Raw genomic sequence first — 13567 nt, 5'->3', positions numbered from 1 at the left:
GGTGAGAGACAGCGGCTCCCGACGGTCGTGTGGCGGGCTCACACGCCCGTGCGGCTTCGAAAGCGCTTTTACGTCCGCCGGACCACGTTCGGGTACAGCCTGCACGGGGTTGATGATACTCCTAGCCATCTAGGACTTTCGCGCCGCCTCGATCTCCGGGGCGACGCCGGGATCGGCCCGTCCGGGGACGGTCCCGACGGCGGGGGAGTGTGAGCCCACGTGCAGGAGGTGATCCAACCCATGCCAGTATACGTCGATTTCGATGTTCCCGCGGATCTCGAAGACGACGCCCTCGAGGCGCTCGAGATCGCGCGAGACACAGGTGGAGTAAAGAAAGGAACCAACGAGACGACCAAGGCGATCGAGCGCGGCAACGCCGAGCTCGTCGTCGTCGCCGAGGACGTTCAGCCGGAGGAGATCGTGATGCACATTCCGGAGCTCGCTGACGAGAAGGACGTCCCGTATCTCTTCGTCGGCGCCCAGGACGATCTCGGTCACGCGGCGGGCCTCGAAGTCGGCTCCGCGGCGGCCGCCATCGTCGATTCGGGCGACGCCGACGGCGACGTCGAGGACATCGCCGGGAAGGTCGAGGACCTCCGCTGAGGTGATCACGCATGAGCGCTGAGGAGTCCACCGACGACGGATCCACGCCCGCGGAGGTCATCGAGGTCGTGGGCCGGACGGGGATGCACGGCGAGGCCATGCAGGTCAAGTGCCGCATCCGCGAGGGCGAGAACAAGGGCCGAATCATCACCCGCAACGTGCTCGGTGCCGTGCGCGAGGGGGACGTCCTCCAGCTGCGCGAGACCGCACGCGAGGCGGACGCCATCGGAGGCCAATAATGCCACAGACACGCGAATGTGACTACTGCGGCGCGGACATCGAGCCCGGCACCGGGACGATGTTCGTCCGGAAGAACGGGACGACGATCCACTTCTGTTCGTCGAAATGCGAGAAGAACGCCGACCTCGGTCGGGAGGCACGCGATCTCTCCTGGACGGAGGCCGGTCGCGGCCCCGGCGGCGAAACGACTCCCGAGCAGGAATCGGACGACGACGCCGAGCAAGTCGAGGAAAGCGTCGAGGCCGAAGCGTCCGAAGCCGACGAGGAGACCGAGGACGCCGAATCCGTAGACGACGAGGGTGAGGTGGACGGGGCCGAAGACGACGCTACCGAAGACGCTGAATCTGCGGACGCCGACGAATCCGGAGATGACGCCGAAGCCGAGGAGCCGACGGAGGCTGACGCATGAGCCATCACGACGAGCGCACGTTCGTCATGGCCAAGCCCGACGCTGTCCAGCGCGGACTCATCGGCGAAATCGTCTCCCGACTCGAAGAGCGCGGCCTGAAACTCGTCGGCGCGAAGTTCATGCAGATCGACGAGGACCTCGCTCACGAGCACTACGGCGAACACGAAGACAAGCCCTTCTTCGACGGGCTCGTCGAGTTCATCACCTCCGGACCGGTCATGGCGATGGTCTGGGAAGGTGCCGACGCGACGCGGCAGGTCCGCCAGATGATGGGCGCGACCGATCCCGCCGAGGCCGCCCCCGGCACGATCCGGGGCGACTACGGGCTCGATCTGGGGCACAACATCATCCACGGCTCGGACAACGAGGACCCCGGAGCGAACGAGCGCGAGATCGAGCTGTTCTTCGACGACGAGGAACTGGTCGACTACGAGCGCGCCGACGCCGAGTGGGTCTACGAAGACACCGGCGATCACTGATCGCCGATTCGCGGCCCGACTTTTCAACGACCGCTGAACCGAGCAGTCGCGTCACTCCGGGGTGAACGCTCCCGTCACATCATTCTTCAGGACTGCGTACTTCCGGCGGTTCGCCGACCCGATAGGTCAACACCGGCACTGGCGCAGACCGGATCACGCGCTCGGCGACACTGCCCAGGAGGAGTCGATTGAGCCCGCCCCGGCCGTGGGTGCCCATGACGATCAGGTCGACGGCCGCGTTTTCGGCACGGGCGACGATTTCCCGGCTGGGTGCCCCCTCGACCAATGTCGTCTCGACCGTCACAGCCTCGCCGGCCAGCTCCTCGATCTCTGTGAGCGCTTGCTCTGCCTCCTCGCGTAACATGCCGGAGACGGCTTCCCAGGACGTGTCCATCGGCATTCGACTCATCGTCGCCGTATCCAAGACGTACAGTCCGTGGACGGTCGCGTTGTGAACCGCTGCCAGTTCCAGGGCGTGCTCGATCACGGGCTCGATGCCGTCTGACCCATCAGTCGGAACCAAAATTCGATCATACATGATTGTCTATGTATGTACGCCGGCATCCGGCTTAAGAGCTAATGTAAGCCAGATGAGTTGAAGGGTCGATATCCGCCAAAATGTGTTCAGTCGCCGAGAATCACGTCGGTCACGTCATCGACGCCGGCCCGGCGGACGACCGCACGGACGACATCTTCCGCACCGGCGAGATTGTCCGAATCGCCGTCGAGCACGATCAGTCGGGCGTCCCTGCCTGCTTCGATCACGCCGGCGTTCAGGCCGGCGATTTCGGCTCCGGCGACGGTCGCCATGCCGAGAACCTCACGCGCGGAGATATCGTAGAGTTTGGCGGCGAACTCCATCTCGCGGAACATCGACGGGCTGTTGAGCATCACGTTGTCCGTACCGAGTGCGACCGTCGTGCGGTCGAGCAACTCCCGTGCCGGCGCGACGCCGGCGTCGGTGACGAGGTTCGAGCGCGGACAGAGGACGACTGGGACCTTCTCGTCGTCGAGGCGCTCGTAGTGGAGGGCTTCGAGATGGACCATGTGGACGAGAAAGTCAGGATCGAGGTCCAGCGCGGGATTGACGTCGTCGCTGTCGCGCTCGCCGGCGTGAATGCCAAAGAGCTTGTCCGCCTCACGGGTCGCCGTGCGTTCGGCGCCAAACTCCCCGTCGCGCGCCCCGCTGGCCCCGAACCCGTCGGCGGCCGCCATCGCATCGATCGTCTCCCGACCCAGGATGACGCCCTCGATAGCGAGTCCGTCGAGCGCCGCCTCGATCGCCTCGACGCCCGCAACGCCGCCCTCCCGGAACTCGACGAACGCCCCGGTTCCGGCCCGTTCCATAACGGAAAGCGAGCGCCGCATGGCGGCGATCAGTTCGTCCTGGCTGGCCTCCCGGAGTAGCTGGTGTTTCAGCCCGTCGGGCGGGGCGACGAGTTCGTCGAGGCTGAGGCCGGCCCCGGCCTCCTTGGCGATCGAATCGCCGATGTGCGTGTGGGCGTTGACGAACGCCGGGAGAATGATCTTCTCGCTGTGTGTAGTGGTCTCCTCGACGGCGGTGATCTCACCGTCCTCGACGACGACGCGGCCTTCAACCGGCTCGAAGTCCCGCCCGCGAAGAACCGTCCCTTCCAGTTGCATATTCAGTGCGTTGGGGTAAGCGGGGTTTGACAGTTTCGAGAGTGCAAAGCTCGGGCCGAGCGACGAACCGTCACTCGAACTCGTCCAACGTCGCGTGAATGCCCCGGGGCGTGTCGGTGACGCGTGCGCCGTCGATGTCGAGCCCGAGCGTCCGCACGGCGGCGTCGCCGACGCGCTCGCGGGCGTCCCGTGGGGCGTAGACGCCGAGTCGCCAGCGGTCGCGCTGGGCCGCCTGTAGCGCCCGGACGAGCGTCGACTGTTCGTCGAGGCGTCGCACAGTCCCGTTGACGAGCACACGCGAACTCGACTCGGCCATCGAGGGGTCCGGTGGCACGTCGAGAATCACTGCCGCCGGATCGACGCCCGCCTCTTCGGCGATATCCCGCTCTCGCTCGCGGATCGCCGCTTGCTCCATCTCCAGCAGATCCTCGGGGACAGCGCCGCGTTCGGCCCAGACCGCTCGCTTGTAGAGGTCGCGGTAGGTCAACCGCCGCCCGATCTCGGCCGTCTCCGCGGTCGAGCGGAGCGTCACGAGCAGTTCCGCGTCGTCCATCCGCCGGAACGTCGCGGGGGCCGTCTCCGTCGCTTCGAGAAGCCGGGCACTGGCACGCCGGAGCATCGCCTTGGCGATGCGGGCAACGTGATGGCTGTACACCGTCGGCGTCATCAGCGCGCGGGCGAGCAGGAGGCTCTCGGCCGTCTGGACGTTGCCCTCCGCGAGCACCAGCTCCCCGTCCCGGAAGCGCAGTTCCCGAACCAGCCGCCCGTGGTCGATCGTACCGTAGGGAACACCCGTATGGTGGGCATCCCGGACGAGATAGTCCATCCGGTCGACGTCGAGTTCGCCGGAGACGAGTTGGCCGAGTTCACCGTCCCCAGCCACGAGGTCGGCGACGGCATCGGGGTTCAAGCCGTGCTCGGTCAGGACCCGTGCGACCTCGCCGTCGCCGATCAGGTCGTGGACGTCGTCGTGGTACTTGCCCGTGTGGCGATGAATCAACCCCTCGACGTTGTGGCTGTAGGGGCCGTGACCCACGTCGTGCAACAGCGCAGCCGCCCGAACCCGTTCGGCCTGCTGGCCGGAGATACCGAGGTGGGCCAGCGCCTGATCGGCGAGATGATAGACGCCAAGGCTGTGTTCGAAGCGGGTGTGGTTGGCTGAGGGATACACCAGCGTGACCGTGCCGAGTTGGCTCACGTGTCGGAGTCGCTGGAGTGGCGGCGTATCCAGCAGCGACAGCGCCACGCCCTCGACCTCGATGTAGTCGTGCACGCTGTCCTTGATCGTCTTCATGATCTCCCGTACGACGGGTTCCCTCAAAACAGTGGGTGGCTCTGTCGTCGACAGCGTCGAACGGCCGGCTCAACGCAGCGAGAAATAAAGAATCAAGCAGTGCACTCGGCGATTGCGACACAGTCAACGCCGCGGACGCGACGGCAACCCAGTTCAGCCGACAGTCGCCAGGTGATCGAGGAGTTCCTCCTCGGTCGTCGGGCCGTCTTCGATAGGCTCCTCGGGAAACCGACCCATCTCCTCGACGGTTTCGACAGCCGGTTCGGCCCCGTACCCGCGGCCATAGACCAGCCAGGCAGCCAGTACCTGTCCGGTGCGACCCAGTCCCGAGAGTCCCTGGACGACAACTGGCGCTTCCCGCCGAACGGATGCCTCGAGGAACGGTAAGATGGTGCCCTCCAGCACGGTAGTGTCCCCCAGCCGTCGATCCAGTAGCGGCGCGTGAATGACATTGTCCGCACCGAACACCGCGACGTAGCGATCCAGGTTGTACCGACACCCGTCAGAACCACCCCCCGGTAACAGACAGCAGACCCGTTGGATTCCCCGGTCACGCATGAACTCGAGCCAGGCCGAGACCGCCGTCTCGTGGTCGACAGCCGAATGCCAGCCCGGCGCAGCCGCCCCATAGACGTACTCCTCTTCGGGGGCAGCCGGCGCGAACCGATACGCATCGTCCATGTCTGTCCAGCCGCCGTCCATACCCTTGAGTCTATGTCCCCAATTCTCAGGATTGAAAGTGGAACTGTACTGACGAGTCCGGCTGCCGAAGACACGCTTATGAGGACGCTGGCCGCAACAGCCGATATGGGTACATTCCTGGCCGGCGGGACGGGGACACCGAAACTCCTCGCCGGCACTGACGACATCTTTCCGCCCGCGGAGACGACCGTCGTCGCCAACACCGGCGACGACATCGAACTCGGCGGGTTGCTGGTCTGTCCCGATGTCGACACGTGTCTCTTTCAAGCGGGCGAAATACTCGATACGGCTACCTGGTGGGGCATCGCCGAGGACACGGCCGAGACTCACGAATATGTCCGGACGTTGACCGCGGAGGCTGGTCTCGACGGCGGGCCGCGATATCTCGCCGACGACCGCCAGACTGCCGGCCGGGAACTCGCCCGGTGGCGGCGGTTTTCGGCCGTCGGCGAGTTCATGCACATCGGCGACCGCGATCGGGCGATCCACACGATGCGGACGAGTCTCCTCGACGAGGGGTATACCCTCACGGAGGCGACACGGATCCTTGGCGACGCACTCGGGGCCGACCGTGAGATCCTGCCGATGAGCGACGATCCCGTCGCCTCGATCGTCCACACGCCAGACGGACCGATGCACTTCCAGGAGTTCTGGGTGGCCCACGATGGGACCCCCGCGGTCGATTCAGTCGAATTTCGCGGTGCCGAGTCGGCAACGGCGACTGATGCAGTCTCCGACGCGCTTTCCGACCCGGTGGTTATCGGCCCGTCGAACCCGATCACGAGTATCGGGGCGATGACGGCCATCGACGGGATCGCGGCTGCCCTCCGGGAAACGCCAGTGGTCGCCGTCTCCCCGTTCGTCGAGGACCAGGTCTTCTCCGGCCCCGCGGCGAAACTCATGGATGCGGCGGGGTACGAGCCCTCGACGGCTGGTGTCGCGGCGGCTTACCCATTCGTCGACGCATTTGTTCTCGACGACGCGGACGGAACCGACCTCGATCGACCGACAGTCCGGACGGACACGACCCTCGATACCCGGGAAGACGCCGCCCGAGTCGCCCGGGCCGTCAAGACGGCACTGGAGGTGGTGACGTGACGCGTGATCGGCTCGCCTTCGAGCCGCGAGTGGCCGCCGCCAGCCTGAGCGGGGCGTCCGACGCCGCATGGGCAAAAGCAGCTATCCCGCACGTCGGCGCGGCGTTTCTCGGCGGCCTGGCAGTCGACGAGCCGACCCGTGAGGCTGCCCGGGAGATGGTCCAAACGCGCGACCGCGAGGAGTTCCTGCCCGCAGATCCATTCGCGTTCGCCGATCAGCAGTTGGACATGCTGGCGGATGCCCCGCTCGTCGCCGGGGTGAACGTCCGGAGCAGTTCGCTCGCCCCACTCGAACGGATCGCCGAGATCTGTGCCGACCGAGGTGCGATCTGTGAAATCAACGCACACTGCCGACAGGCCGAGATGTGCGAGACGGGGGCCGGGCAGGCGTTGCTGTCCGATCCGGACCGGCTCGCCGAACAGGTCGAGGCCGCGGCCCAGGCAGGCCCGAACGTGAGCGTCAAAGTCCGAACGGAAGTGGACGGCCTGGACCTCCCGGCGATCGCCCGGCAGGTCGAAACGGCGGGGGCGGACATGATCCACGTCGACGCCATGGACAGCGAAGGCGTGGTCGCGGAGATCGCCGCGTCGACCGATTGCTTCGTCATCGCCAACAACGGCGTCCGCGACCGGGAGACGGTCCGCGAGTACCTGGCCTACGGCGCGGACGCCGTCAGCGTCGGGCGACCGAGCGATCGTCCCGCAGTGCTCACGCGGGTCCGAGAGGCGACCGAGGCGTGGTTCGAAGCGGACGAGACAGCGACAGGGGAAGCCACACAATGACCCGTCCCGTCGCCCAACAGGCCGAACTCGCGCTCCTGCTCGAAGTGGCGACGACGCCCACACCGGGCAACGTCGATCGACACCGCGATCACGATACGCTCCGGTTCGAGCACTTTCTCGCGGGTGCCGTGGGCGCGAGCGAGGGGCTTGGAGACCTCGCCGACCCTGACGGGCCGCCGATCGGGGTGGCCTTCGAGCATGCCGTCTCCGGCATGAGCAACCAGTCCGGCGGGAACACCCAGTTCGGCGGGTTGTTGTTGCTCGCCCCCCTGGTCCGGGCTGCCGTGCTTGGGGATCTGACTCCGGAACGGGCCACAGCCGTCGCCGAGGGGACCGGCGTCGAGGACGCCGCCGGCTTCTACCGGGCGTTCGAGCACGTCGATGTCGCGGTTGCCGACCCACCCGAGGACATGGATGCCCTGGACGTTCGTCGTGGGAGCGATGCCGTTCCCGAGATTCGGGACCGAAACCTGTCACTGTTTGACGTGCTTGCTCGATCAGCCGATCACGACGGGGTTGCCCGCGAGTGGACGACCGGGTTCGAGCGGACCTTCGACGCCGCGGATCGCCTGCCAGCCCGCGACGGACCGCTCCTCGTTCGTGCCGCCGACGTGTTTCTCGACCTGCTCGCAGCCGACCCGGACACCTTCGTGGCGATCAACCACGGACAAGAGACGGCCAACGACATCCGGGAGCGGGCTGAAGCCGCCCGGGACGGACGTGTCGATCCCGAAACGCTCGCCGACGAACTCGTCGCCGAGGGGATCAACCCCGGAACCACGGCCGACATCCTGGCCGGCGGGCTGTTCGTCGCGCTCGAACGGGGGGCCGACGTGTGAGCGACGGGTGGCCCGTCGAATTGCGTGGGATCACCGAGTCAGTCGTGACGACGCGGGGGCCCGACGGGACGTATAATGTCGCCGCGCTGGGGCTTTCAGCCGGCGATCCAGTCACCGCCACGACGTGGGGGCAGACACGAACGCGTCAAAATTTCGAGCGTGAGGGGGAGGGATACGTGCAGTTCACTCGCGATCCGGTGGATTTCGTCGAAGCGGCGCTGACTGTCCGGGAAATCGATGAGCCGGTCCTCCCGACGGCCGACGCCTGGGCGCGGGTGACGACCGAGGAGATCGACACCGGCACGGAAGACGGCACCGAATGGGTAAAATGGAGGCTCGACCCGATCGAATCGGCGATCGAACGCGAGACAGTCCCGACGACGAATCGGGGATACGCCGCCGTGATCGAGGCGACGGTCGCGGCCTCCAGACTCGGCGTTCCGGCCTACGACGACGACCGCCTCGCGGCGCGGCTAGCGTACTTTTCGGACGTCATCGAACGATGTGGCGGCGAGCGCGAACAGGTGGCCTGGCAGCGCCTGGAGGGGGCCGTCGATCTCCCCGAAGGAGACCGGCGATTCGAATCCTTTTAGGCCCCGAGTCGGTAAGAAGCGTACATGGCTATCAAACCCGCCTACGTCAAAAAGACCGGGACGATCCTGCTGGAGCGGTATCCGCGGGCGTTCTCGGCGGACTTCGAGCACAACAAGGACCTCGTCGAGGAGCTCACCAACATCGAATCGAAGGGCGTGCGCAACCGGATCGCCGGCTACGTCACCCACAAGCAGGGTTCGGCCGTCGAAGCCTGATCATCTTCTCGGACGATACTGCCGCTCGCCCAGCAGGACTTGTGGCCTATTCGAGAATCTTGGACAGATTCATCACTGTTGTGGATCCGTCCCGTCGTGGGAGTTCGACTTTACTTCCGAGGAAGAGACAGCGGATGATCGTGTGATCCAGTCAGCAATACAGGGGCGCGGATGGCGGCCGGTCGACGACCCCGGGGTTAGGGGAGACTTCGAATCGTCCCATTTGGGACGACTTCCCACGGTTCGGTGCCGGTTCTCTCAATGACGTACAGCGTCGCGTTTGGTGGTGCGCTGTCGAACGTGTCGCCGGGGAGACCCACACCGGCGTCCAGGTCATCCGACTCCGCAGATTGGAGCGCTTCGCCGACTGTCAAGCTCACATTGTGCACCCAGTCGACAGTGCCATTGCCGACGGCAAGCAGCCCGAATTCGACCTCACCGCTATAGGGGACTGGATCTTCGACGGCGAAGATGTACTTTGGGGACACGGACGGATGGGGATATACGGTCGTATTCAGCACATCGGTACTTGCCTCGTAGACCGCTGTTGGTGGCGTGCCATTGGCTGCTTGCTCCGGTGGGTATGGACCAGGTGACGGAGTGGCGTTCACATCGAGAAACGGGGACCCGGGGAGTGCTAACAGCCCCAGAAGCATCGCGAACCCCAGGACGGCTGCCGCGCCGAGAACTGTTCGCAACCGATTGCGATCCATGCCCAGGGTATCGACGCGGTGGTAAAAATTGGTTGCGATCGTGCCGACGGCCACCAGTTGACCAGGCTAGCATTTGAAAGACCAGTAAAGCGTCGGGGGACCCGTCTGTACGTACGACCGTTGCGTTCGATGGGTCGCGACGCAGCCACAGTGGTACCGCGCACAAGCCCACGCCTGTCAGGGTGGTGAGGGCGTACAAAGGTGTGACAACTACTGACCGGCTACTTCAGCGGCGGGTCGCTGACCTCGCCACGACTCATCACGTTCCAGAAAAGCTAGTCAGAGAATTGCGGTGACAATGTACTGACCAAGCCGTGAATCGACGAGAAGAAGATACACACCGAACACGAGTGTGGGCGTCCACGCGGATCGCGTTCGTTCGTAGCCGATCGCCGCGGCAGCGGGGACAGCCGCGAGGGTGACTATCGGTAAAGCGCCGACAGCCGGATAGCCCCGAACGAGAGTTGTGAGTACAGCCGCGATCGAGACCACTGCGACAGCGGCGATTCCCGACTGCAACGGAGTCACCCTCTCCACCCGCGACTGGACGATCCCCACACCGCGTGCGAACAGCCACGCGGCCATGACACCGACGACCACCGCTGCGATCGCTCTGCCGAGCGATTGAGCGAGCGGCACCGACGACATCGCCCGCTGTCCCGGGACAGTGAGCGAGGAGATTTTGGCCCTGGCCCAGGCGCGGACGGGCAAGAGTACTGTCACCGCCGCCACAGCCTGAGCAGGTCCCGTTACCCCAGCCAATCGCCCCTGGATCGCAGCGTTATAGAGGAGTGCGTACCCTACACCGCCGAGCACACCGGTGACGACGACGCTTCGAAGTATCTCGATCGGGCCGATCCGTGGCTCGAAAAACCACGCGAACCCCATGTCTCGGCCAGTCCCCACACCGAACAGGACGCCACCCCCGGCGATGACGGCGATAACGGCGACGCCCAGAACAGTCGGCAGTGCGTCAGAGCTCGGAAGCGCCCTTTGGACGGTCACGTCGCGATACTGTATATATCCGACCGCGAGGCCGCCCATTGTAGCGGGGCCGGCAAGATCGACGGCGATCGGCGTGACCGACTGCTGTATCAACTCGATCGCGAGGTACGCGATGACGAACGCGGCCGCGCCGATCGTCCCGGCGATCGTGAGCAGATCGGAGCCGGCGATCCGGTCGGGCCGATCAGTCCAGTCACGGATCAGCACGTAGCTGACACCGACCACGAGCATGACGAGAACGGTGTAGACGACCGCCAGGAGAATGTGTCCGGTGAACGCGCCTCCTGGACCGATGATGGGATCGTTGGTCGGGGGGACATGGATAAGCTGGCTGAGTACTCTCCGCAACACCGTGCCCACAACGACGACGGCAGCCAGCAAGAGTGCCACACCACCGTATTCGATGAGTGACGCACGGGCCGAAAGCACGCGTGATCGTTGGAGGGGACGATCAGTCATACGGAGACCAATCACGGGAACGTGCAAATAGATTTATGTTCGGGTCGATGAATGTGGTGGCCGGTGGCAACCGGCCCACCGGCGATCCAAACAGTTTTGACTCGTCCTCGCCCAATCCTCCAGTCATGCCAGTAACCGTCGGAATTCTGGGTGCGACAGGGGCTGTGGGTCAGCGACTCGTCCAGCTACTCGACCCGCATCCGGACTTCGAGATCGCCGCACTGACTGCGAGTGAAAACAGTGCCGGCACGTCGTATCGCGAGGCTGCCAAATGGCGCATCGACACACCGATCCCCGATCACATCGGCGAGATGACCGTCCGGGCGACCGAGCCCGCGGCCGTTCCCGACGACATCGATCTGCTGTTCTCGTCGTTGCCCTCCGCAGTGGGCGAGGCCGTCGAACCCGACTTCGCCGAGGCGGGCTACGTCGTCTCCTCGAACTCCTCGAACTTCCGGACGGACCCGGACGTGCCGCTCACGATCCCCGAGGTCAACCCCGATCACGTCGAACTCCTCGACGTCCAGCGCGAGCAACGCGGGTGGGACGGCGCACTCCTGAAGAACCCCAACTGCTCGACGATCACGATGGTCCCGCCGCTGGCTGCGCTGGATGAAGCCTTCGGCGTCGAGCGCGTCGACGTTTCGACGCTGCAGGCTGTCTCCGGGGCCGGCTACTCGGGCGTCACTTCGATGGAGATCATCGACAACGCCATCCCCCACATCGGCGGCGAGGAAACGAAGATGGAGACCGAGTCCCGGAAGCTCCTCGGCGAGTTCGACGGCAGCGAGGTGGAGTGGTTGGATGCTGACGTCGCTGCTTCGTGCAACCGGATCCCGACACTTGATGGCCATCTGGAGAACGTCTGGGCGGACCTGCGTGAGGACGTGACCCCCGAGGAAGTGGCCGAAGCGATGGCCGCGTATCCCTCTGCCGACCTCCACAGTTCGCCCGATCCCCTGATCAAGGTCTTCGAGGAACCCGATCGACCCCAGCCCCGACTCGATCGCAACCGCGAGGACGGGATGCAGATCAGCGTCGGCGGGATCCAGGAAACCGAGACCGGGGTACAGTTCAATACCCTCGCGCACAACACCCTCCGCGGCGCGGCCGGCGCGAGCATCCTCAACGGCGAATTGCTCCTCGAGAAGGGCTACGTCTGATCGGCCCAACTGTTTTGGCGGGGCGAGGAGACCGACTGCGATGGTCCCCCACGAAACGCGCGTGCAACTCGTCGTCGGCACGGTCGCGACCGTCCTGCTGGCGCTCGGTGCGATCCAGGGCGTTCGGACCCGACGGCCGTCTTGCCGGGATCACGTTCGACGTCTACCTCGTCTAGCTGGGGCTGGCGATCCTGCTGGGCTACTGGATACTCGAAGCTCGCGATGGCTATCTGGCGAATCGCCCCGTCTGAAGGGGGATCGATCCTGTGGCTCCCTGACGACGGAAAGCGACGCTACTCCGAGACGGCGACGACCTGCTTGCCGATGTTGTCGCCCGAGAACAGCCCGAGGAACGCATCCGGGGCGTTCTCGAGCCCCGAAACGATCGTCTCCCGGTGAGAAATGTCTCCGGATGCGACCCACGCCCCGAGCTGCTCGCTGGCTTCCTCGAAGCGGGTCACGTAGTCACCGACGAGCAGCCCCTGGACCGTCGCGCGCGGCGCGATGAGCTGCGGGAGTTTCCGGGGACCGGTCGGGACACCCTCGTCGTTGTAGTGGGCGATCTGTCCGCAGACGGCGACCCGCGCGTCGAGATTCAGCTTCGTGAAGACGGCGTCGGTGATCGGGCCCCCCACGTTGTCGAAGTAGACGTCGACGCCGTCGGGTGCGGCATCGTCGAGCGCCGCCCGATACTCGTCGACGTCCTTGTAGTTGATCGCGGCGTCGAACCCGAGGTCCTCCGTGAGCCATTCGACTTTCCGGTCCGATCCCGCGAAGCCGACGACCCGACAGCCGTTCAGCTTCGCGATCTGGCCGACGACGGACCCGACCGCGCCCGCCGCTCCCGACACTACGACCGTCTCGCCCGGCTTGGGATCGCCGACCTCCAGCAGGCCGAAGTAGGCCGTTCGTCCGGGCATGCCGAGCACCCCGAGGTAAGCCGGCGGATCGGCGATCGATGGGTCGACGGGCGCTACGTTGTCGGCATCGAGGACTGTGTAGTCGGCCCACGTGCCGTTGCCCGTCACGAGATCGCCCTCGTCGTAGGCGTCGCTCTCGCTCTCGAGGACTTCACCGACGACGGCACCCTCCATCGGGTCCCCGACGGCCCAGGGCTCGGCGTAGGATTCGGCGTCGCGCATCCGCCCGCGCATGTACGGGTCGACGGAGAGATACCTGACCCGAACCAGTAGTTGGCCGTGTCTGGGTTCGGGAACGTCGCTCTCCCGCAGTTCGAAGCTGTCCATGTCCGGTTGCCCCTCGGGGCGCTGGGCGAGTATCCACTCGCGGTTCGACTCTCGCATACCGGCGCTCCGCCCTCGACGGCA

General features: G+C 65.5%; 17 protein-coding genes. 10 read left to right on the top strand and 7 right to left on the bottom strand.

What is annotated here, in order from left to right; all coding sequences use genetic code 11:
* The first annotated feature begins 240 nt into the window (after positions 1 to 240).
* From rpl7ae to ndk, 4 genes are read left to right on the top strand one after another with little or no spacing between them, the layout of a single operon-like run.
* Positions 241 to 603 (top strand): 50S ribosomal protein L7Ae, encoded by a 363-nt coding sequence (rpl7ae, locus tag HBNXHr_RS04215; RefSeq protein ID WP_275739760.1) that lies wholly within the window; start codon positions 241 to 243, stop codon positions 601 to 603.
* Positions 604 to 614: 11 nt separating this feature from the next.
* Positions 615 to 842 (top strand): 30S ribosomal protein S28e, encoded by a 228-nt coding sequence (locus HBNXHr_RS04210; RefSeq protein WP_275739758.1) that lies wholly within the window; start codon positions 615 to 617, stop codon positions 840 to 842.
* Positions 842 to 1252, top strand: coding sequence for a 50S ribosomal protein L24e (locus HBNXHr_RS04205; RefSeq protein ID WP_275883289.1), 411 nt, complete (start codon positions 842 to 844; stop codon positions 1250 to 1252). The genes HBNXHr_RS04210 and HBNXHr_RS04205 overlap by 1 nt, the downstream gene beginning before the upstream one ends.
* On the top strand, positions 1249 to 1731 hold the full coding sequence (ndk, locus tag HBNXHr_RS04200) for a nucleoside-diphosphate kinase (protein ID WP_015788518.1): 483 nt from the start codon (positions 1249 to 1251) through the stop codon (positions 1729 to 1731). The genes HBNXHr_RS04205 and ndk overlap by 4 nt, the downstream gene beginning before the upstream one ends.
* A 79-nt stretch (positions 1732 to 1810) precedes the next feature.
* Here ndk and HBNXHr_RS04195 read toward each other — a convergent pair whose 3' ends face one another.
* The 4 genes from HBNXHr_RS04195 to HBNXHr_RS04180 form a co-directional block, all read right to left on the bottom strand.
* Positions 1811 to 2269 (bottom strand): universal stress protein, encoded by a 459-nt coding sequence (locus HBNXHr_RS04195; protein ID WP_275739754.1) that lies wholly within the window; start codon positions 2267 to 2269, stop codon positions 1811 to 1813.
* Between the two features lie 86 nt (positions 2270 to 2355).
* Positions 2356 to 3375 (bottom strand): amidohydrolase family protein, encoded by a 1020-nt coding sequence (locus HBNXHr_RS04190; RefSeq protein ID WP_275883288.1) that lies wholly within the window; start codon positions 3373 to 3375, stop codon positions 2356 to 2358.
* A 70-nt stretch (positions 3376 to 3445) separates the two neighbouring features.
* On the bottom strand, positions 3446 to 4669 hold the full coding sequence (locus HBNXHr_RS04185) for an HD domain-containing protein (protein ID WP_275739751.1): 1224 nt from the start codon (positions 4667 to 4669) through the stop codon (positions 3446 to 3448).
* A gap of 153 nt (positions 4670 to 4822) precedes the next feature.
* On the bottom strand, positions 4823 to 5350 hold the full coding sequence (locus tag HBNXHr_RS04180) for a protein phosphatase (protein WP_275883287.1): 528 nt from the start codon (positions 5348 to 5350) through the stop codon (positions 4823 to 4825).
* A gap of 126 nt (positions 5351 to 5476) precedes the next feature.
* Here HBNXHr_RS04180 and cofD point away from each other — a divergent pair, with 126 nt between their 5' ends.
* The 5 genes from cofD to HBNXHr_RS04155 are packed head-to-tail and all read left to right on the top strand — an operon-like array spanning position 5477 to position 8899.
* Positions 5477 to 6469: a 2-phospho-L-lactate transferase gene (gene cofD / locus HBNXHr_RS04175; RefSeq protein WP_275883286.1), complete on the top strand. Its 993-nt coding sequence runs from the start codon at positions 5477 to 5479 to the stop codon at positions 6467 to 6469.
* A complete protein-coding gene (locus tag HBNXHr_RS04170; protein ID WP_275883285.1) occupies positions 6466 to 7251 on the top strand; it encodes a tRNA-dihydrouridine synthase in 786 nt (261 codons plus the stop codon). Before cofD ends, HBNXHr_RS04170 begins: the two co-directional genes overlap by 4 nt.
* A complete protein-coding gene (locus tag HBNXHr_RS04165) occupies positions 7248 to 8090 on the top strand; it encodes a triphosphoribosyl-dephospho-CoA synthase (protein ID WP_275883284.1) in 843 nt (280 codons plus the stop codon). The genes HBNXHr_RS04170 and HBNXHr_RS04165 overlap by 4 nt, the downstream gene beginning before the upstream one ends.
* On the top strand, positions 8087 to 8683 hold the full coding sequence (locus HBNXHr_RS04160) for a DUF447 domain-containing protein (protein WP_275883283.1): 597 nt from the start codon (positions 8087 to 8089) through the stop codon (positions 8681 to 8683). The genes HBNXHr_RS04165 and HBNXHr_RS04160 overlap by 4 nt, the downstream gene beginning before the upstream one ends.
* 24 nt (positions 8684 to 8707) lie before the next feature.
* Positions 8708 to 8899, top strand: coding sequence for a 30S ribosomal protein S17e (locus HBNXHr_RS04155; protein WP_275739739.1), 192 nt, complete (start codon positions 8708 to 8710; stop codon positions 8897 to 8899).
* A 197-nt stretch (positions 8900 to 9096) separates the two neighbouring features.
* Here HBNXHr_RS04155 and HBNXHr_RS04150 read toward each other — a convergent pair whose 3' ends face one another.
* Positions 9097 to 9612, bottom strand: coding sequence for a hypothetical protein (locus HBNXHr_RS04150; RefSeq protein WP_275883282.1), 516 nt, complete (start codon positions 9610 to 9612; stop codon positions 9097 to 9099).
* 279 nt (positions 9613 to 9891) lie between these two features.
* A complete protein-coding gene (locus HBNXHr_RS04145) occupies positions 9892 to 11076 on the bottom strand; it encodes a hypothetical protein (RefSeq protein ID WP_275883281.1) in 1185 nt (394 codons plus the stop codon).
* A gap of 125 nt (positions 11077 to 11201) precedes the next feature.
* Between HBNXHr_RS04145 and asd the strand changes: the two genes are divergently transcribed.
* Entirely contained in the window at positions 11202 to 12239 is a 1038-nt protein-coding gene (asd, locus tag HBNXHr_RS04140; protein WP_275883280.1) for an aspartate-semialdehyde dehydrogenase, read from the top strand.
* A gap of 293 nt (positions 12240 to 12532) precedes the next feature.
* Here asd and HBNXHr_RS04135 read toward each other — a convergent pair whose 3' ends face one another.
* Entirely contained in the window at positions 12533 to 13543 is a 1011-nt protein-coding gene (locus tag HBNXHr_RS04135) for an NADP-dependent oxidoreductase (RefSeq protein WP_275883279.1), read from the bottom strand.
* Between the last annotated feature and the right edge of the window lie 24 nt (positions 13544 to 13567).

This window comes from Halorhabdus sp. BNX81 (assembly GCF_029229925.1).
Classification (GTDB): Archaea; Halobacteriota; Halobacteria; order Halobacteriales; family Haloarculaceae; genus Halorhabdus.
This window is presented reverse-complemented; position numbering and strand designations above follow the sequence as displayed.